Origin of the sequence: Nonomuraea sp. NPDC005692 (assembly GCF_040631115.1) — a bacterium.
Classification (GTDB): domain Bacteria; phylum Actinomycetota; class Actinomycetes; order Streptosporangiales; family Streptosporangiaceae; genus Nonomuraea.
This window is the reverse complement of sequence record NZ_JBEXYU010000009.1, coordinates 84,626-108,914: the sequence shown is the minus strand read 5'-3', so window position 1 is coordinate 108,914 and position 24,289 is coordinate 84,626. Positions and strand designations below refer to the sequence as shown.

Below are 24,289 nucleotides of genomic sequence, written 5' to 3'. Positions count from 1 at the left end.
ATCACCCCCGGCCGGCCTTGTCGCAGGTGGTGTCCCCGCCAGGCAGGACGCCGTCCACCAGGTACCGGTTGACGGTGGCGTCCACGCAGGTGTCGCCCGCGGCGAGGTAGGCGCCGTGGCGGAAGGCGCCGCGCAGGGTGATCATGCGCGAGCCGGTCAGCGCCCGGTGCATGGACCGCTGGCCGGCGAAGGGCGTGACGGGGTCGCCGTCGGCCCCGACGACCAGCAGCGGGACGTCGTTGCCGAGCTCGGTGGGCGCCTCCACCGGTGCGGCCGGCCAGAAGGAGCAGGGGCCGAGGTTGCGGGTCATCGGCCCGAACAGCGGCTCGTCCGCGCGGTGGGCCTGGATGTCGCGGTAGTAGGACTCCAGGTCGTGGGAGGCGGCCCGGTCCGCGCAGAGGATCGGGGTGCCCGACCGGTCCTCGGCCGACCCCGACCCGGTGAACAGGCCGTCGAGCGTCTCCTTCAGCGACGCCGGGACGGTGACCGCGTCGCCGCGGGCGGCGCCGGCCAGCGTCCGCACCTCCGCGGCAAGTCCGGCGTACGCCTTGGCACTGTCGTCGTAGAGGCGGATGAACAGCAGGTAGGGGACGTGGTGGGCGTCGATCCGGTACGCGCCGACGCGCAGCGGACGACGGGACGCGGCCCGGTTCACCCGCTCCACGGTGGCCAGGACGTCGGCCTCGGTGGCGCCCAGGCCGTACTCGGAGTCGCGCGCGGCGGCCCAGGAGGCCCAGTGCCCCAGCGCGGCGTCGATCGCCGGGCCGTTCGCGGACAGCAGGTCGGGGCCGTAGACGTCCGGGTCCACCGCGCTGTCCAGCACGAACCGGTCGGCGCGGCCACCGAACAGCTGCGTGTAGACGGCGCCCAGGTAGGTGCCGTAGGAGTAGCCGAGGTAGGACAGTCTGGGCTCGCCGAGCGCGGCGCGGATGACGTCCATGTCGCGGGCGGTGTTGCGGGTGGAGGCGTGCGGCAGCAGGTCACGGTTGCCCGGGACGCATCCGGCGGCCAGCTCCTTCATGAGGGTCGCGCTCTCGTCGAACGTGCGGCGGGTCGGGCCGGCCGACCGGGTGGGGGTGTCGGTCGTCCACCGGCAGCGGATCGGCGTGCTGCGGCCGACGAAGCGCGGATCCATCCCGATCAGGTCGTAGCGGGCCGCGACGGCGGGCATGAGCCCGCCGAGCAGCGGCTGCCGCAGCCCGCTCCCGCCCGGACCGCCGGGATTGATCAGCAGGACGCCCCGGCGCGCGCCGGGATCGGCCGCCTTGATCCGTGAGATCGCCACCGACACGGTCCGCCCCCGGGGCCTGCGGTAGTCCAGCGGGACGGTGACCTCGGCGCACTGGGCGCCCGCCGCGTCCAGAGCCGCGCCGGCGTCGTCGCCCGGACCGGTCGCGCAGCGGTGCCAGGCGAGCGCCTGGCGGTGGAACCTCGTCACGCCGTCGGTCCCGTTGGCACGCATGACGTCCGCCGACGCCTGGCCGGTGACCGCCATCCCCGCCATCAGGGTCGCGCTCGCGGCGACGGCTGTGACGATCTTTCGTGCACGCACAGAAAGCCCCCTCTTCTGATGATGTCGGCACCGACGCTAGGGGGCCGTGCGGTTGATCTTGATCGGCCGAACGGCCGACCGGGGTCGGCCGTACGGACATTCCGCCGTCTTGGTCCGGGCGGCCTTCACCTGGCGAAACGGCCGCCCCTCGCCGCCGGACGCGCCGGCCGAGGACGCCGTGCGCGACTACGCCGCCCCGGCACAGCGCGGGCGGGACTCGTTCAGTGGCCGTCGCAGCAGGCGGTGCGGGCCTTGTCGAGGTGGGCGGGGTCGTTCCACCAGTGGCCCGCCGTGCTCGGATGGACGGGGACGCGGGCCTTGACTCCGCCGGCAGGCGCGGAGGCCGCGGACGCCGCCTGGTCGGTGGCGGTGGCGGACGGGTAGGGCGCGAGAAGCCGCTCGACGGTGTGATGCCTGCCGCCGACGACGACGGCGGTGACGTTGGCCGCGTCCTCGATGCGGGACAGCGGGTCGCCGTCGACGATGGCCAGGTCGGCGTACATGCCCTTGGCGATCCGGCCCAGCGGGAGACCCAAGTACGCACCGGACGTGCTGGTCGCGGCGGTGAGCGTCTCGCGCGGGGTCAGGCCGTAGCGGACCATGGCCCGCAGGTTCATGTGCAGGCTGAGCCCGAGGTGGTCGATCGGCGCGTCGGTGCCGGCGGTGACCACGCCACCGCCCCGGATCATCGCCGTGAGCTGCGCGACCTGGTTGGCGAGGTTCGTCCGGACCACCTGGACCGTCGCCGGGTCGGCGGTCTGCGCCGCGGTGACCGTCGCCCGGAGCGCGGCCATCCGCCAGTTCGGGTAGAGCCGGCGCACCCGTTCGTCGGTGACCAGCGAGGTGTCCTCCCGGTACAGGGTCGAGGAGTTGAACAGGGTGGGGGTCCTGGCCATCTTCGAGGCGTTGAACATGGAGATGACGTCGGAGTAGGCCGAGCCGACGTTCGTGACGGTGCGCGAGTAGCCGAACCGGTTGGTGGCGCCGACGTGCTCGGTCTGGTCGCCGCCCATGGCGATCGCCGGATAGTGGTAATGCGAGCTGACCGGCTTGCCCTGGCGGTGGGCCCAGTCGATGACCTCCCGGTGCCAGCCGACCGGCAGCCGCACGTAGCACTTCAGCAGGTCGTAGTCGAGGGCGGCGGCCCGCCGCAGTTCGAGCCGCAGCTGCTCGTGCGAGTACGTCGGGCGCATGAAGTTGTAGTAGATGCGCGCCCCGTCGATGGCCTCGCCGGTGCCCAGGTAGCGCGGCGCGAGCCGGGCGCCGGACTGCACCGACTCCCGTTCCTCGACCATGTGGTACGCGGGCGAGCCCGGCGAGCGCGTGGTGGTGACGCCCAGGGCCAGCCACAGCGGCCCCTGCCGCGACCCGTAGGCGTAGCCCTGCATCTCGCGGTGGTGGTGGATGTCGATCAGGCCGGGCATGACGAACCCGTCGCGGGCGTCGATCAGGTCACCGGGCCGTCCCTCCCGGTGCGGCTCGATCGCGGCGATGCGCTGGCCCCGTACGACGATGTCGACGTCACGGACGACGCGGCCCGAGACGCCGTCCCACATGCGGCCCGCGTGAATGACGACCTGGTCGGGGCCGGGGTCGTTGCGCCAGGTCAGCCGCACCGGGACCGGCCGGGCGGGTCTCCCGTCGAGGCTCGCCCTCTTGAGACGGCCCTCGTTCAGGTAGAGGAGGGTGGCCGAGTCGCCGGCCCAGACGGGGGCGTCGGAGACCTCGCGGGTGACCTGACGGGCCGCGCCGGTGGGCCGGCCGGTCCGGTCGACGGGCAGCACCCACAGCAGCGACTCCATGGCGAAGGCGAGCATCGTGCCGTCGGGCGACCAGACGGGGCCGTCGTCGCCGCGGGTCTGCAGGGACCGGTGGGGCGCGGGGTCGACGTACGTGCCGGCGCCCGTGGCCCGGTCCACGAGCAGGATCTTGGACAGCCCCTCCCGGTAACGCCGCGAGTACGGCACCACCGCGGCCATCGCCAGGGTCCTGCCGTCGGGTGACCAGGTCGGGCGGCCCGGTTCGAAGGTCGCGTCGTAGATCTTCTGGCGGTCGCCGGTGGAGACCTCCACGACCCACAGGGCGCCGTCCTGGTCCAGGTAGGCGATCTCGTTCCCGTCCGGTGACCAGCGGACCGACAGGGCGGCGGAGTCGGTCAGCCGGGTCACCTGCCGGTCGGCGCCGGTGTCCAGGTCGTGGACCCAGACGTTGAGCGTGCCGGTGCGGTCGGTGACGAATGCCAGCCGCCGCCCGTCCGGGGAGAAATCCGGGTCGGCTTTCCACCAGCGGTCCCGGAAAAGCGGTTCGGGCGTTCCGTCGCCGCGCACGAGATAGATGTCGTTGAGCGCGCGGAAGGCGATGGCCGAGCCGTCCGGTGAAACGGCCGGACTGCCGATTCCGACGACCGGGAACGAGCCCGGCTCGTCGAATACCCGGACTTTTTTCCGGTACTTCGGAGTGGTCGTCGTCAGCGCGGCGGTGAAGCCGACCGTGCCGGCGGTGGGAGAGCCGAGGCGGCGGACCTTGATGGTGCCCGCGGAGGTGTAGTAATAGCGTCCGTCCGCGGCGAACCGGGCGCGGAACGGGAACACCTCCTCGCCGGTGACCAGGGCGCCCGCGGTGCCGGCCAGGTCGTTGGCGCCCGCGTGGAAGTGGTGGTAGGCGAGGTCGGTGCCGTTCGGCAGCCAGGACGGCTGGTGGACGACCTGCCCGGCGGGCACCGTGACCGCGGTGGCGCGCGTGCCGGTGGCGACCTCGACGACGTCGATCCTGGTGTCGGCGACGACGAAGGCGATCCTGCTCCCGTCCGGCGACCAGGCCGGCTCGTACTCCTCGGCCGAGCCGTCGGTCAGCACGCGGCTCGCTCCGGTGGCGACGTCGAGCAGGTGGATGCCGTAGCTGCCGCCCGCGTCGGAGGAGTAGGCGATGGTGCGGCCGTCCGGGCTGTGGCGGGGCTCGCGGTGGTCGAACGGGCCGGTGGTCAGCTTCCTGATCGCGGATCCGTCGGGCCGGATCGTCCACAGGTCGAAGACGCCGTCGCGGTACGACTGGAACACGATCGTCTCGCCGTCGGGGGACCAGTCGGGCTGGGCGATGTCGTACAGGTCGCTGGTGAGCCTGCGGGCGGCGCCGCCGGAGGACGAGCAGACCCACAGGACGCCGAGCAGGTCGAGGGCGAGCAGGCGGCCGTCGGGCGAGGGCGCGACGGCGAAGTCGGTGCCGGAGGTGACGGCCGTCCGGCCGGCGTCCCGCGCCGCACGGGCCCGCGCCGGTGCGGCCGGGGCCAGCACGGCGGCGAGCGCGGCGCCGCCACCCGCCAGGACGGCCCGCCGGGACGGCCCTGACATCGATCCGGACAGGGAGGCGGAGGCGTCGGAGGGAACCGGTGCGTGGGACATCACGAATTTCCATTCCACTGTTCAGATGGTCGGCGAAAGGCTGAACGTGACGACGCGCGATTCATGGTCCCAGACGAATTGCCTGATCGCCTCGGAGTTCATCTGCTCGGCCAACATTGCGTGGCTGGAATATGCCTTCAGGAAAGTAGATATGTCGGTCAAAAGAATAAGTCAAGAGGGACGGGCGGGACGGGATCGCCGGCAGAAGTGGGGCCAGCCCCACCCACCCGTACGGCCAACCCCATGTTCCGGCCCGGTGGGTGCTTCCTAAGCTCGCTGCCACAACGACACGGAGGAGACAGATCATGACGAACACCGGCGACACCACGACCGCGACGTCGGCCCTCGGCGACCCCCGTGCCCAGCAGGCCCTCGCCACGGTGAAGAAGTGCGTCGCGCTCTTCGGGGCCATCGGTGTCATCGTTCTCGGCGTGGTCGCGGTGATGGCGTTCACCGGCGGCGAGGCGTCCGGTTTCATGTGGGTCCGGGGGGTCGTGCTGGTCGCGATGGCTCCGCTGATCCACCGGATGACCGTCCGCGCCGCGGAGGGGTCGTACAAGGCGTTCGACCGGGTGCGCACCCTGTCCACCGTTGTGCCGATCGCGATCATCGGCGTGGACCTGATCCCCGGACTCTGCCCGGCCTGGTACGCCGTGCTCCAGGGCCTGTCGGCGCTGGCCCTGGCCGGCGTCGCCGTCATCACCCGCGGCGCCGCGCTGCGCGCCGCCTTCCCCGGCGGGAGGTGAGGCCCCGGGCCCCGCGGGTCAGGCGGGCGGCTGGAGCATGGGCACGAGGAAGCGCCTGGCCACCTCGGCGAGCTGCCTGTCGTCGTCGAGGTCGATGACGGCGCTGGGGATCGCCAGGAAGGAGGTGGAGATGCGCACCATCATCTCCGCCACCAGGTCGGCGTCGAGGCCGTCGGACACGTTGCCCGCGCGTTGCTCCCGGCGGAGCTGGCCGGCGACGAACTGCCGCACCGTGGCGAGGGTCTGGCCGCCGTCGGTCATCATGGACGGCACGAGCAGGTCGGGCTCGGTGGCGATGAGACCGCCGATCAGCGGGTTGCCGCGGATGGCCCGCAACGAGCTGACGAAGCCGAGGACCACCCGGTCGGCCGGGGTGTGGGCCTGCTCTATGTCGATGAGGAACTGGTCGAAGTAACGGCGGAACTCCCGGCGCACCACATGCTCGACCAGCGTGTCCTTGGTGTCGAAGCGCCGGTAGACGGTGATCCGCGACACCTTGGCCAGGCGTGCGACGTCCTCCATGGTGGAGCGCCTGATGCCCATCCGGCAGAACTGCTCGTAGGCCGCGTCGAGGATGCGTGCCCTCAACTCGTCGGGGTCGCCGACGCGTTCGACGGCGTCGACGAAGGCGCGCTCCAGCAACGACTCCGAGCCCGACGGCGCCATGAAGCCGGACAGCACGGATTCCACGATCACCTCCTGGATCGATTCTGCCTCAGGGGCGGGTCTTGTGATGTCCATCACAACGTGCTCTCATGATGATACACAGACTCATGGTTTGTTTCTCAGTATCACCCACTTCTCGGCCCCGGACGAGAAGGAGGAAGCGGCGTGGGAGAACTCAGCAGGCGTGATTCCGGCGACGGCGCCGACACGCGCTCCCTGTTCGGTGGATCTCCGGCGAGCCGATCGAGACTGCCCTGAGCGGGACCCCCCATCTCGAAGGAGTGCAGAGCATGGCAGAGCTGAGCAGGCGCGAGATACTGATCTCGGGCGGCGCCCTCGGAGCCCTCGGCGCGCTGGGGATCACCTCCCCGGCCCAGGCCAAGACCCTCGCCGACGGCTGGGAGTGGCCCTCATCCGGCTCGGTCGCGGGCTCCGGCACCGGCGCCGACCCTCGCTGGGTGTGGGACGACGTCGCCGACCCCCTCCTCGCCTCGCTGTTCGACCGCGGGCTCATCCCCGAGGTCAACCGGCTGCTCTACGACTGGAACCGCAACGACCAGCCCCTGCCCACCGGGCTGCCGGCCGACCTGCGGGCCTTCATCGAGCAGGCGCGCCGGCTCCCGTCGTGGGCCGACCAGGCCAAGCTGGACGCCGCGTCGCGGTTCCACGCGCTCAAGGGCAACTACATCGTCGTCCTCACCATCGTCGGGGCCGGCATGCTGGCCACCGCCATCCCCAAGGAGGCCCGCGCGGTCTACTACTCCGCGGGCGGCGCCGACCTGAAGGACCGGGTCGCCAAGACGAACGTCCTGGCGTACGCGGTCAGGCCCCAGAACGCCTGGGGGCCCGGCGGGACGGCCGTGGTCGAGGCCGTCAAGACCCGGCTGGTGCACGCGGCGGTGCGGCACCTGCTCAAGTCGTCCCCCCACTGGCCGGGGCCCATCCCGATCAGCCAGGAGGACATGCTGGTCACCTGGCACACCCTGGCGACCTACTCCATGCGCGGGATGCGCGAGTGGAAGGTGCGCATCTCCGCCGCAGAGTCCGCGGCCTACCTGCACTCGTTGCAGCTGCTGGCGCACATGCTGGGCATCAGGGACGAGTTCATCCCCGCCACCTGGGACACCTCCTACGCCCAGTCGGACATCGTCCTGCCCAGGAACATGGGGCCGACGCCGGAGGGCGTGGAGCTGAACGACATCCTGCGCGACATGCTCGCGGAGCTGACCAGCCCCGGCAGCATCGACAAGCCGCTCGTCAACGCGTTCTCCAGGTACCTCACCGGCAACCAGGCCGCCGACTGGAACGGCATCCCGCGCGAGCCGCTGTGGGACCCGGTCGTCAAAACCGCCTGGCCGCTGCTGGTGGCGTTCAGGGAAGGCGTGATCGGGTTGCCGCTGGTGCCCGCCGCGGCCTGGCTCCTCGACGAGATGATCAAGAAGTGGACCACGTTCTACCTGACCAAGGGCGCGCAGACCAAGATCGTGATCCCGACCGGCAACCGCCCCGGCTGACCCCGGCGGGTCCGCCCGGGGAACGCGTACAGGACAGCTCCGGAGGTCGCGGCGGGCCGGACCACCGGCCCGCCGTCCCCGGCGGCCCTCCATTAATCGGGTCGACAGGCGGGCTCGCGGTGCACTGTGATGGTCCGGCCGCCCGCCGCACGGAGCGGGCCCGTCGCTGGAGTCGTCCTTGGCAGTCCCGGGAACCGCGCACGCCCGCCCCACGATCGACGCCGCCCTGGTCAGGAGACTGGTCGACACGCAGTTCCCGCAGTGGGCCGCGTTGCCGCTGCGGCTGCTCGACCCGGCGGGCTCCGACCACGTGATCTACCGGCTGGGGGAGGAGCTGTCCGTCCGGCTGCCCCGCCACGCCGACGCCGTCGGGCAGGCCGACAAGGAACTCGAGTGGCTGCCCAGGCTCGCGCCGAGGCTGCCCCTGGCCGTCCCGGTGCCGGTGGAAGTGGGCGAGCCCGGCTTCGGCTACCCGTGGCGGTGGGCGGTGTCCCGCTGGCTGGAGGGCGAGGTGGCCACCGTCGAGGCGCTGGCCGACTCGTCCGTGGCCGCCGAGCGGCTGGCGGAGTTCCTGGTCGCCCTGCAGCGGTTCGCGCCCGGGTCCGTCCCGTCGCTGCAGACCCGCCCGGACCTCGCCGGGCAGCTGCTGGCGGGCCGTGACCGCGCGACGCGGGCCGCCATCGCGGCGCTCGGCGGCGTGTTCGACCGCGCCGCCATGACCGGGCTGTGGGACGCGGCCATGAGCGCCCCCGGCTGGGACCGCGCGCCGGTCTGGTTCCACGGCGACTTCCACACCGGCAACGTGCTGACCGTCGACGGCCGCGTCAGCGCGGTCATCGACTTCGGCGGGCTCGGCATCGGCGACCCGGCCGCCGACCTGATGATCGCCTTCACCCTGATGTCGGCCGGCAGCCGGGCCGCCTTCCGTGCCGCGCTCGGCGTGGACGAGGCCACCTGGACCAGGGGCCGCGGCTGGGCCCTTGCCACCGGCCTGAACGCGTACACCGCCTACGCCGCCGTCAGCCCGAGGGTCGCCGCGCAGACCACCCGTCAGATCACCGAGGCCCTCGCCGGCTAGACCGGTTCGCGAGAGATCCGGAACCGGGATGTAAGAAAGCCGTCCTTCAGACCACATGTTCTACGAACGACTCATCCGCGATCGAAGGACACGGTTTGCCCGACCCACCCGAGCGCTTCACCGTGCTCTACGACACCTACCGGCCGCGGGTGTACGCCTACGCGGCCGGCCGCGCCGGGCATCAGCTCGCGGAGGAAGTGGTCAGCGAGACCTTCCTGGTGGCCTGGCGGCGGCTGGACGACATCCCGGCCCACGCCGAGTTGCCATGGCTCTTCCGCGTCGCCCGCAACGTCCTGCGCGACGACTTCCGGCAGACCGTACGGCGTCAGGCCCTGGAAGCCGAGCTGCGGACCTGGGTCGAGGAGGCCGCCCTCGACGCGGGCGAACAGGCCACCGAGCGGATCGCCGTACTGCGGGCGCTCTCCTCCTTGTCCGAGGCCGACAAGGAGCTGCTGACCCTGACCACCTGGCACGGCCTGTCCACCGCTGAGGCGGCCGAGGTGCTCGGCTGCACCAAGGCCGTCTTCTTCGTCCGGCTGCACCGGGCGCGTCGCCGGCTGCGGTCGGCGATGGAGGCCGGCGGCACCGCCACGTCCCCCCAGCCCGTCACCGTTCCAGGAAGGAAGCTCCGATGAGCCGCAAGCCCGACCCGATGGACCTGCTCGCCAAGGCCCGCCCGGCCTCGCTGGACCGCGGGTCGCGGCTCTCCGCCGCCGATGTGCTCGTCCTGGCCGCCCTCGACTCGCCCGGAGAGCCTGGTCGCCGACGCTCGCGCCCGAGAAGGAGGCTGCCGGCCACCCTGCGGTTCACCGCCGTCGCGGCGGTCGCGGTGGCGGCGGTCGTCCTCGTGCGGAGCACGGACCAGCGGCCCGCGGCGCCTGTCCCCATGTCCGCCCGCACCGTGCTGCTGGCCGCCGCGCAGCGCATCGAGACCGCGACCCCGGTGACCGGCCGCTACTGGCACACCGTCGGGCAGAGCATGGCGCTGCAGGAGGCGGGCCAGGGGCCCCCCGACGGCGGGACACCCAAGAGCGTCAGGTACCGGGTGACGTGCGCCCACGAGCTCTGGATGGCGAAGGCGGCGCGCGAGCCGAGCTGGCTGGTCGTCACCGCCCAGTCGGGCAAGCCGCTCACCCCGGCCGATGAGGAGACCTGGCGCGGGCAGGGCGCGTGGCGGCTCGGCGACTGCGCGGGAGCCGCCGTCCCCGGGGTGGGCGGGGTGCTGCCCGCGCCGCCGTTCGCGAACCGACTCGACGACAGGCGCAACCCGGAGGTGTCCTACCCCCATGTCGGTGCCGCGCACGTCACCACGGAACAGGTGATGGGCCTGCCGGACGATCCGGCGGCGCTCAAGAAGGTCCTCCAGCGGTGGACCGGGCCGATCGGCCAGCCGTCCGACGAGTCGTTGTTCGCGCAGGCCACCAGCCTGCTGTCCCAGCTGCCGACCACGCTCAAGGTGCGGGCCGGGCTGTACCGGATGCTCGCGGGCCTGCCGAGCGTGCGGAACATCGGCGCGACCAGCGACCCTCTGGGGCGCATGGGGACGGGGATCGAGCTGCTGGGCGGATCGCGACGGATCGTCATCGACGACGCGTCCGGCCGGCTGCTGGCCGTGGAGGAGCGGCTCTCCGACGGCGACCGGGCGGAGGTCACCGCGTGGACCGCACTGACGGCGTCGGGCTGGACCGACGCGACCCCGGTGCTGCCCAGGAAACTCTGACCCCCGCCGAGACGCCGGCCGACTCGGTCGCGCACGGGAAGGGACGTCAGCGGTGGGGGCGGAAGGTGCGGCGGAGGTCTGTCACCCATTCGTCGGGGATCTCCCACGGGATGAAGTGCCCGCCGCGATCGTGGGAGGTGACGTCGGCGTGGTTGTACCAGGCGGCCCGGTCGCCGTCGAGGAAGCTCCGGATCCGCTGTTCGCCGGTCGTCACGCCGGGCGGGTTCTCGAAGTCGACGAACGTGATGCCCGTGGGCGCCTCGACGACCGGCCACCGGTCGTGCGACGGCGTCCAGGGGTAGCGGTTGTTGTTGGCGTAGGTGCGGATCGAGCTGTCGATCGTGTTGCCCGCCCAGAAGATCGTCGCGTGGGTGAGCAGGTCGTCCTTGGTGAACACGTTCTCGACGTCGCCGTGGTTGTCGGACCACTTCGTCCAGCGTTCCAGGATCCAGGCCAGCATGCCAGTGGGGGAGTCGGCCAGGCCGTGGCCGAGCGTGGACGGCGCCAGCATGTGCGCCGCCAGATGCACCGCGAACCGCCGGTCCAGCTCGACGAACCGGGCGTGCACGTCGGCGGGCAGGCCGTCCGGGATGGGCATGCCGCCGCTCAGGTCCCAGGCGCGGTCGCCGTTGAAGAACGTGAGCTTCTGCGCCGAGCCGATGTGGATCGCGTACAGCTCGTCGGCGTACTTGTGGCCGAGCTGCCCGGTGACCAGCGCCCCGACGTCGCATCCGGCGGCGGCGTACCGGTCATGGCCGAGGACGCCGGTCATCAGCTCGTGCCACACGTCGGCGATCTTCCAGAAGTTCATGTCCGGCCGGCCGTCCAGCGGGGCCGAGAAGCCGAAACCCGGCAGCGACGGCACGATCACGTCGAACGCCTCCGCCGGATCCCCTCCGTGGGCGCCGGGGTCGGCGAGCGGGTCGATCACCTTCGACCAGTGCCAGAACGTCCAGGGCCAGCCGTGGCTGAGGATCAGCGGCACGGGGTCGGGGCCGACGCCGGGCTTGCGCATGAAGTGCACCGGCACGCCGCCGACGTCCACCCGGTAGTGCTCGTAGGCGTTGATCGCCCGCTCCGCCGCCCGCCAGTCGAAGCCGTCGGCCCAGTAGGCGACCAGCTCGCGCAGGTACTCGCCGCGCACGCCGTAGAAGCCGTCATCGTTCCCGGCGGACGGCGACCATCGGGTCATGGTGAGCCTGCGGCGCAGGTCGTCCAGCACCTCGTCCGGTACGTGCAGCGGCTCCGGGCGCAACGGGAAGGGGCGATTCGTCAAGGGAACTGTCCTCCTAGTCTTCGACACGCGCGGCGATCTCGGTCAGGCGGCCGAGGACGCCCGCGTACCGGGCCAGCTCCGCCCGCTCGTCGTCGCTCAGGTGCGCCACCAGGCGGGCGACCCGCGCCACCCGGTCGGCGCGCCGGGAACGCACGATGTCCCTGCCCTCCTCGGTGAGGGTCAGCAGGACGGCGCGGCCGTCGCGCGGGTCGGGGCGGCGCGAGACCAGCCCGTCCCGTTCGAGCTTGGCGACCAGGCTGGTGAGCGCGGGCTGCTTGAGCTGTTCCGTCGCCGTCAGGTCGGTGAGCCGCATCGGACCCTTGCCCGCCAGCGTGTGCAGCACGGACAGGGTCGAGAAGCTGAGCCGCCTGACCGAGGGCAGCCGGATGAAGTACGCGTTGAAGTCCTCGATCGCGCCGACCAGCTCGTCGAGGTCGAGGGCGGGGCCGGGGTCCGCCTGAGAGGATGCCACGCCCTATTTATATCGAACTTCGATGTAACTCGACGAAGAGGCCCGGAAACGAAAAGGCGCGAGGGCCGGCAGGTTTCCATGGGCCTTCGCGCCTTGGCTCGATATATTTGGTGGACTACACCATTAATGAGGAAGGAGGTTCCGCGACCGACAGGTCGATCTCCGGGTCGAAGAGCACCTTGGCCAGATGCTCGACGCCGTGGCACACGGCCCCGATGGCCACGCACTCGTCGCCGAGCACCGAGGCCCGCAGCTCGGGCGTGCGCAGGCACATCGTCTCCAGCTCGACCCTCAGCGGCTCCATGAGCACGTCGGCCGACCGCGAGAACCCCCCGCCGAGCACCACCAGGTCGGGGTCGACGGTGAGGGCCATCGCGGTGGTGGCCAGCGCGAGCACCTTGACGTAGCGCAGGACGGCCCGGCGCGCCTCGACGTCACCCTGCCTGGCGGCCTCGAACACCGCTCCCGCGACCGCCTCCGGCGGCGTGCCGGGCTCGACCGACGGGACGGCCTGCAGCAGCTCGCCCACGTGACCGAGGTTGAACAGCGGATGCACGCCGATCTCCCCGGCGGCGCCGCCGCTGCCGCGCAGGGGGACCCCGTCGAGCACGACGGCCGCGCCGGCCCGGCGGCCGACGTGCAGGAAGATCAGGTTCCGCGCGTCGCGGGCGATGCCCCTGCGGCACTCGGCGAGCGCGGCGAGCCTGCTGTCGTTCTCCACCAGGACGGGGCAGCGCAGCCGGTCGCCGAGATGGTCGGCCAGCGGCACGTCCGACCAGTCCTGGATGGCCCGCGAGAGCACGACGCGCCCCTGCAGGTCGACATAGCCCGTGCTGCCCGCGACCGCGAGCCAGACGTCGGGGGCGGCGGTGCCCGAGCCGGTCAGGCAGGCGTCGATGGCCCGGTCCACGGCGGCCAGCCGCTCGGCGCGCGGCTGCTCGGGGGTGACCGGCTCGCGGGTGGTGTGCAGGACGTTGCCGTCGAGGTCGGCCACGACCACGAGCACCTTGTGCGCTCCTATGTCGAGCCCGAGCACCCGGCCCGCCTCCGCGTGGAACCGGTAGCGGCGCGCGGGCCTGCCCTTCTCGCCGCCGCTCGGATCCATCTGGACCACCCAGCCCAGCTCCATGAGGTCCTTGACCACCACCTTGATGGTGGCCCTGGCCAGGTCGGCGCGCTCGGCGAGCTGGGTCAGCGTCGCCGGCCCGCCGGTGCGCAGGGCCGAGAGCGCGGCGAGCGCGTTGAGCCGCCGAAGCCGCTGAAGGTCGCCGCCGGTCACGGAGAGCGTCACTGATGACCCTTCTTGACGAATCTTAATGGTGAGCTCCATCATAAATCCTGATCGAGGCGCTCACCGAGAAAAGAGGCCAGATCACGGGCATGGCCGCGGGCGGCTCGCGGCGACCGGAAGCCGAGCGCCATGCTACGACCCGCCGCCCGCCCTGTCACCGACCGACGATCCCGCCCCCGAACCCCCCAGGGACCTGTCTTGCTGCTGCCACGACCCGTCCATGTGACCCCAGACGGCGGGGAACCCTTCGCCCTCACCGCGACCACAGTGATCGCCGCCCCTCCCGGCCTGTCGCGGGTGGAGGGCTGGCTGCGGGCGGCGTTGTCGCCCGCAACCGGCCTGCCGCTGCCCGCCGGAGCGCCGGGGCCGGGGGCGATCGAGTTCGTCCTGACCGCCGGGCTCGGCCCGGAGGGCTACCGCCTGACCGTACGCCCCGACGGGGTGCGCGTCGAGGCGGGTGACGCGGCCGGGGCGTTCTACGGCGCGCAGACCCTGCGCCAGCTCCTCCCGCCCGCGGCCTTCCGCAGGGGCGCGGTCGGCGAGCAGGACTGGCTCCTCGCCCCGGTCACCGTCGCCGACCGGCCGCGCTTCCGGTGGCGCGGTTGCCTGATCGACGTGGCCAGGCACTTCCTGCCGAAGCCCGACCTGCTGCGCTACATCGACCTGCTGGCCGCCCACAAGCTCAACGTGCTGCATCTGCACCTCACCGACGACCAGGGCTGGCGGCTGGAGGTCAAGGGCTATCCGAAGCTCACCGAGGTCGGCGCCTGGCGCAGGGAGAGCCCGCTCGGGGACCGCCGGCACGGCGTGTTCGACGGCCGCCCGCACGGCGGCTTCTACACCCAGGACGACCTGCGCGAGATCGTGTCGTACGCGGCCGACCGGTTCGTCACCGTGGTGCCGGAGATCGAGCTGCCCGGTCACTCGCAGGCGGCCATCGCGGCCTATCCGGAGCTGGGCAACCTCGACGAACAACTCGAGGTCGCCACCGGGTGGGGCGTCTCTCCCAACGTGCTCAACGTCGAGGACGCCACCCTCGCCTTCTACCGGGACGTGCTCGACCAGGTAATGGAGATCTTCCCCGGCGAGTACGTCTGCGTGGGCGGCGACGAGTGCCCCAAGGAGCAGTGGCGGCAGAGCCCCTCGGCCCAGCGCCGCATCGCCGAGCTCGGCCTGCGCGACGAGGAGGAGCTGCAGAGCTGGTTCATCCGCCAGTTCTCCGACCACCTGGCGGCGCGCGGGCGGCGGCTGCTCGGCTGGGACGAGATCATCGAGGGCGGCCTGCCGCCGGGGGCGACCGTGGCGTCCTGGCGCGGGACGTACGGCGCGGTCGCGGCGGCGCGCGCCGGGCACGACGTGGTCACCTGCCCCTTCACCGAGCTCTACCTGGACTTCCGGCAGTCCGACCGGCCCGACGAGCCGGTCCCGATCGGCAACGTGATCTCGCTGCGTGACGTCCACGCCTACGAGCCGGTGCCGCCGGAGCTGACCGAGGCCGAGGCCGCCCGGGTCCTCGGCGCGCAGGCCAACCTCTGGACCGAGCACATCGACTCGCCCCGCGGGCTCGACTACATGGCCTTCCCGCGGCTGTCGGCCTTCGCCGAGGTCGTGTGGAGCCCCGCCGGAGGCGACTTCGACGACTTCCGGGCGCGGCTGCACCACCACGAGCGCCGGCTCGCCGCGCTGGGCGTGGAGTACCGCAAGGAGACCGGTCCCGAGCCGTGGCAGACCCGGCCGGACGTCCGCGGCCGGCCCCGGGAGCGGGCGGAGACCGAGGCCGAGGTGGCGGCCTGGACCCGCGACCTGCGGCGGAACCTCAGCGAAGGGAAGCGAGCATGATCAAGCGTCTGTCCGTCGTCCTCGTCGGCCTGTCCTGCCTGCTCGGCCTGGTCACCCCGGCCCAGGCGGCGGCTCCGGAGCTGTCGGCGTACTTCAGCAGGCCGAGCGTCGACGGCACGCTCGCCGATCCCCTGCCCGCGAAGGTGCTGGAGCTGATCGGGCTGGCCGCCCCGGACTCCACGCTGCGCGTGGCGACCTTCGTGCTGGAGATCAAGGCCGTCAAGGACGCGCTGGTGGCGGCGCACGCCCGGCGGGTCGACGTACGGGTGGTGTCCGAGGGATCGGGGCACAACGCGCTCCTGGACGAGCTGGCCGCGGCCGGCGTGCCCGTCACGCTCTGCGACAAGGGCTGCAACGGGCCGGACACCGACATCAGCCACCACAAGTTCCTCGTGTTCAGCCGGCTCACGGACGGCAGGACCGACGTGGTCGTGCAGAGCTCGCAGAACCTCGCCCCCGACAACGGCCTGCACCAGAACATGCTGATCAGCTCGGGCGACGCCGCGCTGGCCGACGGCTACCGGCAGGTGTTCGACACGCTCGTCTCCCAGGTGCGCACCTCCTGGCGGGCGCCGTTCACCGCCACCAGCGGCAGGGTCACGGTCTGGATGGAGCCCCGCGACACCGCCTACGACCAGAGCACCTACGGCAGCGCCGACCTGGTCGCGGCCATGATCCGGGACGTGGGCTGCCCCGGCGCGATCCGCGTGGTGCAGTCGCAGTTCGCCACGGACCGGCCGCTGGTCATCGCCGAGCTCAAGGCCAAGAAGCAGCAGGGCTGCGACGTCGAGGTGCTCGTGGCCGAGGGCAACCAGACCGTCGCGACCGCCGCGGAGCTCGCCAAGGGCGGGATCGTGGTGCACACCTTCCGGCCCGGCGGCTGCCACTACCCGGCCGGCGACACCTGCGCGCCGGACAGCATCCACTCCAAGATCATCCTGGTGGACGGGCCGTCGGCGGCGGCGGGCGGCGCGCGGCGCAGCTACGTCTACACCGGCTCCCACAACCTCAACGGCGGCTCCCTGACCGCCTCGGACGACTCCTTCGTCCGCGTCGACGACCCGGCCGTCTACGCGGCCTACGACGCCGACTTCACCGCCATGAAGGACGAGGTCGTCAAGATCGTCCCCAGGGCCTTCCCGGGGGCAGAACTCCAGATGACCGCCAACGGCCCCGACGACCAGCGCGCGCCCAGGGCCGCCGCCGTGCGGTCCGGCTACACGGCCGTGGCCTGGGAGGACGACCGCGACCGCGCCTCGGTGGAGGGCACCGAGGTCTACGCGCGCATCTACCGCGACGGGCAGCCGGTGACCGGCCCCGTCAAGGTCTCGATGGGCGGCGTCGGCTGCGTCACCGGCTGGAACCACGTGCAGCCGTCGGCCGGCGTGGACGACGCGGGCAACGCCTACGTCGCCTGGGCCGAGGACGGCGACTGCCGCGGCGAGCACAACATCGCGGTGCGCAGGCTCTCGCCGTCGGGCACGCTGAGCGCGACGATCTGGGCCAACGACCCGCAGTGGAGCGGCGACCAGACCCGGCCGAGGATCGCGGTCCGCGGCGCCGGCGGGTTCACGGTGGCCTGGGAGGACGGGCCGACCAGTACCGTCCGCGCGGCCGGCTACGCCTCGCTGACCGCCCGTTCCTTCGCGCCGCTCCAGGTGGGCACGGGGGACCGGCCCGACGTGGCCGTCGACGGCGCGGGCACCGCGACCGTGGTCTGGCAGCAGGCGCCCGACGTGTACGGCAGGCGGATCTCGGCGACCGGCGCGACCGTCGCCCCCGCCACCCGGATCAACACCAACTCCGCGACCCAGCACCTGGCCCCCGCCGTGGCGACGACCCCCGGCGGCGACAGCGTCGTGGTCTGGAGCGACAACGTGGCGGTCACCGGCGGCGACGTGACGACCGTCTGGCGGGTGCGGACGCGCGGCCTGACGCCCTCCCTGGGGCAGAGGTTCGCGGAGACCCCCGTCGCGTTCGGCAAGTTCGCGCCGAACACGCCCTCCGACGGCGGCAAGGAGTACCCGCCGCTCTGCGGGAAGATGGACCAGACCTATCGCTGCGCCGTCCAGGGGTCACCGTCCGTGGCCGTCGACGACACCGGGCGGTTCGTGGTCGGCTGGACCGAGTCCGACCTGTGGAACGCCGGCCGTTCCCACGAGGTGTACGCCCGCGGGTTCAACGCCGACGGCACGACGACCGGCCGCTTCCCCTGCGAGCGCATGAACCCGAACACCGCCGGCGACCAGTCGGGCACCGCCGTCGCCGCCGACGGCCGCGGGTTCCACCTCTTCTACGTCGAGGACTTCGACGCCAACGGATACGGCGACGTCGTGGCCAGGACCGGCTTCACCAACACCGGACTGTGAGCCCGCCGAGATCGAGACCCTGATCATCATCCCCCGACGCCGTGCTCCGGCTTGCCCGCCGACGGCTTCTAGAGAAAAGGAAATGCCCGTGCGCCTGCGTATGGCACTCGCCGCCGCCCTGGCGATGACACTGGCCGGTTGTGGCTCCGGCTCCGACACCACCGCCACCAAGCCAGGAAAAGTCACGATCAGCTACGCGATCTGGGAGAAGAACGACCAGCCCAGCACCCAGAAGATCATCGACGCCTTCCAGAAGCAGCACCCCGACGTCACGGTCAAGCTTGAGATCACGCCGTGGGACCAGTACTGGACCAAGCTCCAGACCGCGGCCACCGGCGGCGCGGCCCCGGACGTCTTCTGGATGAACAGCCTCAACGTGCGCATGTACGCCAAGGGCGGCGTCATCGCCCCCTTCGAGAACGCCGACGTCAGCGCCTTCCCGCAGGCCATCGTGGACGGCTACCGCTACGACGGCAAGCTGTACGGCATGCCGCGCGACGTCGGCGTCCCCGTGCTCTGGTACGACAAGGAGCTCTTCGACAAGGGCGGCGTCGCGTACCCGACCGCCGACTGGACCTGGGACGACCTCAAGGCCGCCGCCAAGAAGCTGACCGACCCGGCCAAGAAGCAGTACGGCCTGCTGGCCCCCCTGTGGGACCAGGGCGGCTTCTACCCGACGATGATCCAGGCCGGCGGCCACGTCATCTCCGCCGACGGCAAGAAGTCGGGCTTCGACGAGCCCGGCTCCATCCAGGGCCTGGAGTTCTGGACCGACATGATCAACAAGGACAAGGTGGCCCCGCCCGCCCAGGCGACCACCGACACCAGCCCCGTGCAGCTGTTCATGACCGGCAAGTACGCCATGTACTACGGCGGCTCGTGGCTGGCCACCACGTTCAAGGCCAACACCGAGCGCGGCGGCAAGGTCGACGTGGCGCCCCTGCCCAAGGGGCCGGCGCAGGAGGCCGTCATCCTGCTCGGCCTGGCCAACTCCGTCTCGGCCAAGAGCGAGCACCCGGCCGAGGCCGCGCAGTTCGCCGCGTTCCTCTCCTCCGACGAGGCCGAGAAGATCCTCAGCGACTCCGGCGGCGCCTCGGTCTCCTCGCGGGCCGGCACCCAGGACGGCTGGTTCGCCGCCTTCCCCGACTACCACCTGAAGGAGGCCTTCGACGCCTCGATCCCGAACGGCGTGCCGTACCCCGTCTCGCTCAACACCGCCAAGTGGCAGGACGTGCAGAACAAGCTCCTGGCCGAGGCGTGGGCGGGCAAGCGGCCGACCGCGGAGGCGGCCAAGGAGATCGCCGCGCAGATGAACGAGATCCTGGCCAAGGAGTAGCCGATGGTGCTGACCGAGGAACGGGCCGCCGTCAAGGCGGCGGCCCCGCCGGGGCGGCGGTCGCGACGCGACTGGCTGTGGGGTTACGGGCTGATCGCGCCCATGGCCCTCGGGCTGGCCGTGTTCTACCTGTGGCCCATCGTCCAGACGCTCTACCTCAGCTTCACCGAGTCGGGTGTGTTCGGCGGGCAGACGTGGGTGGGCCTGGACAACTTCGCCGCCCTCTTCAGCGACGAGGAGATGGCCGGCGCGCTGCGCAACACGCTGCTCTACTCCGTGCTCGTGCTGATCGGGGTGCCGCTGTCGATCGTGATCGCGGCGCTGCTGAACGTGCCGGGGCTGCGCGGGCTCGGCTTCTACCGCACGCTGTACTTCCTGCCGGTGGTCACCATGCCCGCGGCCGTCGGCCTGACCTGGCGTTACCTGTACAACGGCGACTTCGGGCCGATCAACTACGTGCTCGGCCTGGTCGGGATCGACGGGCCGTACTGGGTGTCCGACCCCGAGTTCGCGATCTACGCGGTCGCGGTGGTCGGGATCTGGACCTCGCTCGGGTACAACGCGGTGTTGTTCCTGGCCGGGTTGCAGGGCATCCCCAAGCACTACTACGAGGCCGCCTCGATCGACGGCGCGGGCCGGCTGCGGCAGTTCTTCCGCATCACCCTGCCGCTGCTCACGCCCACCACGTTCTTCGTCGTGGTGATCACGCTGATCAACGCGCTGCAGGTCTTCGACCTGGTCTACCTCATGATCGACACCAAGAGCCCGGCGCTGGCGGGGAGCCGCACGATCGTCTACCTCTTCTACGAGCAGGGTTTCGTGCAGAACAGCCGCGGCTACGCCGCCGCGATCGCGGTCGTGCTGCTGGCCCTGATCCTCATGCTGACCGCTGTCCAGTTCCGACTGCAGAGGCGGTGGGTCCACTATGAGTAGGCGCTGGATCGTGCACACGGTCCTGCTCACCGGCGGCCTGATCATGGTCATGCCGTTCGTCTGGCAGCTCGTGGTCTCGCTGCAGACCATGACCGAGTCGATGCGGGTGCCGCCCACGGCGGTCCCCTCCTGGCAGTGGCACAACTTCGCCGACGTGTTCCGGACCGTGCCGCTCGGGCGGCAGTTCCTCAACACGGTGGTCGTGACGGTCGCGGTGACGGCCGGGCAGCTGCTGCTGTGCTCGCTGGCGGCCTTCGCCTTCGCGCGGCTGGACTTCCCCGGGCGCGGACCGGTCTTCATGTTGTTCCTGGCCGTGCTGATGGTGCCGGGAGAGCTGTTCCTGCTGCCGCGGTACGAGATCATGCAGGGGCTCGGGTGGCTCAACAGCCTCCAGGCGCTCATCGCGCCCGGCGTCTTCGGCGCCTTCGGCACGTTCCTGCTGCGGCAGTTCTTCAAGACCCTGCCCAAGGAGCTGGACGAGGCGGCGCGGCTGGACGGCGCCAACCCGCTGCAGATCTACTGGTGGATCATGTTGCCGCTGGTCCGGCCCGGCCTGCTGGCGCTCGGGCTGCTGACCGTCATGTGGTCCTGGAGCAGCCTGCTCTGGCCGCTGGTGGTCAACACCGATCCGGAGATGATGACGCTCTCCGCCGGGCTGGCCTCGCTGCGCGGCCAGTACCTGACCAACTACCCCATCCTCTTCGCCGGGTCCGTCGTGGCCTCGCTGCCGGTGGTCGTTCTCTTCGTGGTCATGCAACGGCAGCTGATCGCCGGGATCGCGTTCACCGGCTCGAAGGGCTGATCCGCAAGTCTTTTCTCCCGCTATATCCCCCTATTTAGGAGTATGCGTGTCTTCGTTCCGTAAGTGGATCATTGTCGCCTTAGGCGTCACTCTGGCCTCGTCCGCCTCACCGGCGCTGGCCGCGCCCAAGCCCGTGGACGTACAGTTGCTGTCGATCACCGACTTCCACGGCTACATCACCCCGCAGAGCAACGCCACGGACGGCACGATCAAGGATCCGCAGGGGAAGACCCTGGTGGTGGGTGGCGCGCCGTACCTGGCGGCCCATCTCGACCGGCTCCGGCAGGGGCACGAGAACACGGTCACCTTCTCCAGCGGCGACAATTTCAGCGGCTGGCCCACCGAGGTGTCGTACCACGCCGACGAGCCCACGATCGAGTTCCTGAACAAGATCAAGGTGGAGTTCACCACGGTCGGGAACCACGAGCTGGACCGCTCCCTGGAGTTCCTGCGCGACCACATGGGCAAGGGGGAGTGCTTCGGCGAGGTCGGGCTCGACAGCTGCTTCACCGACTCCGACGGGCAGCCCTTCCAGGGCGCCGACTTCGACATCTCCACGGCCAACATCACCATGAAGGGCGACACCCGCCCGGTGCTCCCGCCGTACGTGATCAAGCGGTTCCAGGGCATCCCCGTCGGTTTCATCAACCTGACCACGCCCACCACCGTGGACGGCTCCACCTCCTACCAGCCGTCGCTGGACAACCTGCCGCTGGTGGAGACGGCCAACAAGTACGCCGAGATCCTCAAGCGCCGCGGCGTCAAGGCCATCGTCGCCAACGTGCACGAGGGCGGCAAGGCCGGCGAGGACTACAGCGGCTGCGGGGACCAGAAGGCCGGGCCCATCTGGGACTTCGCCAAGAACGCCTCGCCCGACATCGACGCCATCGTCACGGGCCACTGGCACTGGTACTTCAACTGCTCGATCCCCGACCCCGAGGGCAACCCCCGCCCGGTCGTCGAGGCCGCCAACCACGGCCGCCTCATCAGCGAGGTCAACCTCAAGCTCGACCGCCGTACCCGCGACGTCATCAGGACCGCGACCACCGCGGCCAACCACCCGGTGACCCGCGACATCGCCCCCGACCCCGCCATGGTGAAGCTGGTCGACCACTGGAACGCCATGCAGAAGGAGACCTACGCCAAGCCGTACGGCACCATCACCGGCGACCTCACCAGGACCCGCGACGTGACCGGGCAGAGCACGCTCGGCAACACCGTGGCCGACGTGGAGTACTTCGACTCCCAGCAGACCGAGGGCGGCAAGGCCGACCTGGCCATGGTGGCCGTGGCGCCGACCAAGGGCTCGAACTCGCTGCGCGGCGACCTCAAGTTCGCCAAGGGCACCAACGCCGCCGACGCCGACGGCAAGGTGCTCATGGGCGAGTCGTGGGCCGCGTGGGGTTACGCCAACCCGGTGGTCACGGTGTCGGTCAAGGGCTCGCAGCTTGAGCTGGCCCTGGAGCAGCAGTGGCAGACGCAGGCCGACGGCACCGTGAAGTTCGCGCCGCTGGCCGTGTCGAAGAACGTGCGCTTCTCCTACTCCCCGAACCGGCCCGTGGGCGACCGGATCAACCCCGCCGACGTGGTCATCAACGGGCAGCCGCTCGACACCGGCAGGACCTACCGGCTCGCGGCGCTGGCGTACACGCTGCTCGGCGCCGACGGCTACACCGCCTTCGCCGGGTACACCGACGCGGTGCGCGGCAGCCGCGACTACGAGGCCATGCGGGCCTACCTGCGACAGGGGCCGGTGACCCCGCCCGCCCTGGACCGGGCGGTGGCGCTGCCGTAGGGCTCCGGGCGCGGGGCGCCTCGCGGCCTCCCGCGCCCCGGAGTTGCGGCATGCTCAGATCATCGGTATATATCGTCGGCATGACTTCCAGAGCAATGCAGGAGCCGACGTTCCTCATCCTGACCGCGCTCGCGGCCGGGCCGCAGCACGGCTACGGCATCATCACCGACGTCGTGCGGATCTCCGGCGAGCGGGTGCGGCTGCGGGCCGGCACCCTCTACGCCGCCCTCGACCGGCTCCAGGCCGAAGGGCTGGTGGCGGCCGACCGGGAGGAGGTCGTCGACGGGCGGGCGCGGCGCTACTACCGGCTGACGTCCGACGGCGAGCTCCGCCTGGCGGCCGAGGCCGAGCAGTTGCGGCACAACGCCGAAACGGCCACGGCCCGGCTGCGCGGCCGGGCAGCATGGCGGTCCCGCGGGGAGCTGGGATCGGCGTTCGCCGGCCCACCGCGGGCGCTCGGCAAGCTGTCCGCGGCGTTCGGCGGCCTGCCGGTGGCGCTCGGCGGGCCGTCCGCGGCGTTCGGCGGGCCGGGGAGGTCGTTGTGACGTCCCTGGAACGGCGTTGCCGGCGGCTGCTCGCCCGGTGGTACCCGGCCGACCACCGTGCCCTGCACGAGGAGGAGATGGTCGCGGTGCTGCTGGCGGGCGCGCGGCCCGGCCGGCGACGGCCCGGCGTGCGGGACACCTTCGACCTGGTGCGGGGCGGCCTGGCGATCCGGGTGCGGCGCGGGGCGGGCGCTCAGTGGCGGGCCGCGGTCGACGTCGCCGCCCTCCTCGTGCCCGTCGCGCTGCTGCTCAGCGCGCTCGCTCGGGCCGTCATGTTCGCAGCGGCGGCCTGGCAGCCGCCCTTCGTGGACGACGAGCTCCGGCAGTTCCTGCGCATCCTCACCTTCGCCCTGCCGTACGCGGTCGTGGTGCTGCTGGCCTGGCGCGGGAGGGCCGGCGCGGCGGCCGCCTGCGCGTGGGCGTACGCGCTGGTGATCCTCGGGGAGCACGTGTGGGGCAGCGTGTCCGCTTCGGTCACGTACACCGTGGTCGGCGACGGGGTGCTCCTGATCGGGGGCGTGCCGCTCGACGTCGGCGGGATGGCGATGTCGGCGCTGCCGCTGGTCCTGTGCGGGGCGATGCTGCTCCTCGCGCCTTCTCCCGGGCCCGGCCCGCTGGGCGGCCGGCGGCTGCTGTGGTGGATGGCCGTGCTCTTCGCCGGCGCGGTCGCCGGGGCGGCGATCTCGTCCCGGTGGGCCTCTCCGCCCGTGTGGGCGCTGGCCGCGGTGGCCGCTGGGCTGGCGCTGCGGTCGCCGGTCGGGCGCCGCGCGCTGGTGGTGCTGCTGCCGATGGTCGGCATCCACGTGGGAGGGCTGCCCGGGGTCGGCCACCTGCTGAACTCGGTGCTGCTGGGAGTGCTGGCGGCCGTGGTGCTGGGCGTGACGGCCTGGATGGCCAGGGTCGCCGGAAAAGCCCCGGCGCCGTCTCGTGTGGGACAAACCGGTCAGTGAATGACTG

Annotated in this window: 19 protein-coding genes; 13 read left to right on the top strand and 6 right to left on the bottom strand. The window is 71.7% G+C overall.

Annotation, left to right across the window (positions count from 1 at the left end):
• Position 1: 1 nt before the first annotated feature.
• Together ABZ459_RS20905 and ABZ459_RS20900 are read right to left on the bottom strand one after the other, a co-directional pair.
• Complete coding sequence (locus tag ABZ459_RS20905; RefSeq protein WP_357972351.1) at positions 2 to 1,552, bottom strand: alpha/beta hydrolase; 1,551 nt, start codon at positions 1,550 to 1,552, stop codon at positions 2 to 4.
• Positions 1,553 to 1,773: 221 nt separating this feature from the next.
• A complete protein-coding gene (locus ABZ459_RS20900) occupies positions 1,774 to 4,950 on the bottom strand; it encodes an amidohydrolase family protein (RefSeq protein ID WP_357972348.1) in 3,177 nt (1,058 codons plus the stop codon).
• Between the two features lie 305 nt (positions 4,951 to 5,255).
• On the opposite strand from ABZ459_RS20900, the gene ABZ459_RS20895 reads away from it, so the two are divergent.
• Positions 5,256 to 5,696 (top strand): hypothetical protein, encoded by a 441-nt coding sequence (locus ABZ459_RS20895; RefSeq protein WP_357972345.1) that lies wholly within the window; start codon positions 5,256 to 5,258, stop codon positions 5,694 to 5,696.
• Positions 5,697 to 5,714: 18 nt separating this feature from the next.
• Here the strand turns inward: ABZ459_RS20895 and ABZ459_RS20890 are convergent, their stop codons facing one another.
• Entirely contained in the window at positions 5,715 to 6,362 is a 648-nt protein-coding gene (locus ABZ459_RS20890; protein WP_357972809.1) for a TetR/AcrR family transcriptional regulator, read from the bottom strand.
• A 290-nt stretch (positions 6,363 to 6,652) separates the two neighbouring features.
• Between ABZ459_RS20890 and ABZ459_RS20885 the strand changes: the two genes are divergently transcribed.
• The 4 genes from ABZ459_RS20885 (at position 6,653) to ABZ459_RS20870 (ending at position 10,674) form a co-directional block, all read left to right on the top strand.
• Positions 6,653 to 7,876 carry an oxygenase MpaB family protein gene (locus ABZ459_RS20885; protein ID WP_357972341.1) on the top strand — a complete coding sequence of 408 codons (1,224 nt, stop codon included), beginning with the start codon at positions 6,653 to 6,655 and terminating at the stop codon, positions 7,874 to 7,876.
• A gap of 178 nt (positions 7,877 to 8,054) precedes the next feature.
• Positions 8,055 to 8,954, top strand: a complete 900-nt coding sequence (locus ABZ459_RS20880; RefSeq protein WP_357972338.1) for an aminoglycoside phosphotransferase family protein — start codon at positions 8,055 to 8,057, stop codon at positions 8,952 to 8,954.
• A gap of 95 nt (positions 8,955 to 9,049) precedes the next feature.
• Complete coding sequence (locus ABZ459_RS20875; RefSeq protein ID WP_357972335.1) at positions 9,050 to 9,589, top strand: RNA polymerase sigma factor; 540 nt, start codon at positions 9,050 to 9,052, stop codon at positions 9,587 to 9,589.
• Complete coding sequence (locus ABZ459_RS20870; RefSeq protein WP_357972332.1) at positions 9,586 to 10,674, top strand: CU044_5270 family protein; 1,089 nt, start codon at positions 9,586 to 9,588, stop codon at positions 10,672 to 10,674. Before ABZ459_RS20875 ends, ABZ459_RS20870 begins: the two co-directional genes overlap by 4 nt.
• A gap of 46 nt (positions 10,675 to 10,720) precedes the next feature.
• Here ABZ459_RS20870 and ABZ459_RS20865 read toward each other — a convergent pair whose 3' ends face one another.
• From ABZ459_RS20865 to ABZ459_RS20855, 3 genes are all read right to left on the bottom strand, one after another.
• Entirely contained in the window at positions 10,721 to 11,950 is a 1,230-nt protein-coding gene (locus tag ABZ459_RS20865) for an epoxide hydrolase (RefSeq protein ID WP_357972329.1), read from the bottom strand.
• A gap of 13 nt (positions 11,951 to 11,963) precedes the next feature.
• Complete coding sequence (locus tag ABZ459_RS20860) at positions 11,964 to 12,422, bottom strand: MarR family transcriptional regulator (RefSeq protein WP_357972326.1); 459 nt, start codon at positions 12,420 to 12,422, stop codon at positions 11,964 to 11,966.
• Positions 12,423 to 12,537: 115 nt separating this feature from the next.
• A complete protein-coding gene (locus ABZ459_RS20855; protein WP_357972323.1) occupies positions 12,538 to 13,713 on the bottom strand; it encodes an ROK family protein in 1,176 nt (391 codons plus the stop codon).
• A gap of 129 nt (positions 13,714 to 13,842) precedes the next feature.
• On the opposite strand from ABZ459_RS20855, the gene ABZ459_RS20850 reads away from it, so the two are divergent.
• The 8 genes from ABZ459_RS20850 (at position 13,843) to ABZ459_RS20815 (ending at position 24,282) form a co-directional block, all read left to right on the top strand.
• Entirely contained in the window at positions 13,843 to 15,552 is a 1,710-nt protein-coding gene (locus tag ABZ459_RS20850) for a beta-N-acetylhexosaminidase (RefSeq protein WP_357972320.1), read from the top strand.
• Complete coding sequence (locus ABZ459_RS20845; RefSeq protein ID WP_357972317.1) at positions 15,549 to 17,921, top strand: phospholipase D-like domain-containing protein; 2,373 nt, start codon at positions 15,549 to 15,551, stop codon at positions 17,919 to 17,921. Before ABZ459_RS20850 ends, ABZ459_RS20845 begins: the two co-directional genes overlap by 4 nt.
• 88 nt (positions 17,922 to 18,009) lie before the next feature.
• A complete protein-coding gene (locus ABZ459_RS20840) occupies positions 18,010 to 19,257 on the top strand; it encodes a sugar ABC transporter substrate-binding protein (protein ID WP_357972314.1) in 1,248 nt (415 codons plus the stop codon).
• A 3-nt stretch (positions 19,258 to 19,260) separates the two neighbouring features.
• The gene (locus ABZ459_RS20835) at positions 19,261 to 20,190 is read left to right on the top strand and encodes a sugar ABC transporter permease (RefSeq protein WP_357972311.1); all 930 of its coding nucleotides are present in this window, start codon (positions 19,261 to 19,263) and stop codon (positions 20,188 to 20,190) included.
• Positions 20,183 to 20,992 carry a carbohydrate ABC transporter permease gene (locus ABZ459_RS20830; RefSeq protein WP_357972308.1) on the top strand — a complete coding sequence of 270 codons (810 nt, stop codon included), beginning with the start codon at positions 20,183 to 20,185 and terminating at the stop codon, positions 20,990 to 20,992. The genes ABZ459_RS20835 and ABZ459_RS20830 overlap by 8 nt, the downstream gene beginning before the upstream one ends.
• A 46-nt stretch (positions 20,993 to 21,038) precedes the next feature.
• A complete protein-coding gene (locus ABZ459_RS20825; RefSeq protein ID WP_357972305.1) occupies positions 21,039 to 22,787 on the top strand; it encodes a bifunctional metallophosphatase/5'-nucleotidase in 1,749 nt (582 codons plus the stop codon).
• Between the two features lie 80 nt (positions 22,788 to 22,867).
• Positions 22,868 to 23,332 (top strand): helix-turn-helix transcriptional regulator, encoded by a 465-nt coding sequence (locus tag ABZ459_RS20820; protein WP_357972302.1) that lies wholly within the window; start codon positions 22,868 to 22,870, stop codon positions 23,330 to 23,332.
• Positions 23,329 to 24,282 (top strand): hypothetical protein, encoded by a 954-nt coding sequence (locus ABZ459_RS20815; RefSeq protein WP_357972299.1) that lies wholly within the window; start codon positions 23,329 to 23,331, stop codon positions 24,280 to 24,282. The genes ABZ459_RS20820 and ABZ459_RS20815 overlap by 4 nt, the downstream gene beginning before the upstream one ends.
• Positions 24,283 to 24,289: the final 7 nt, after the last annotated feature.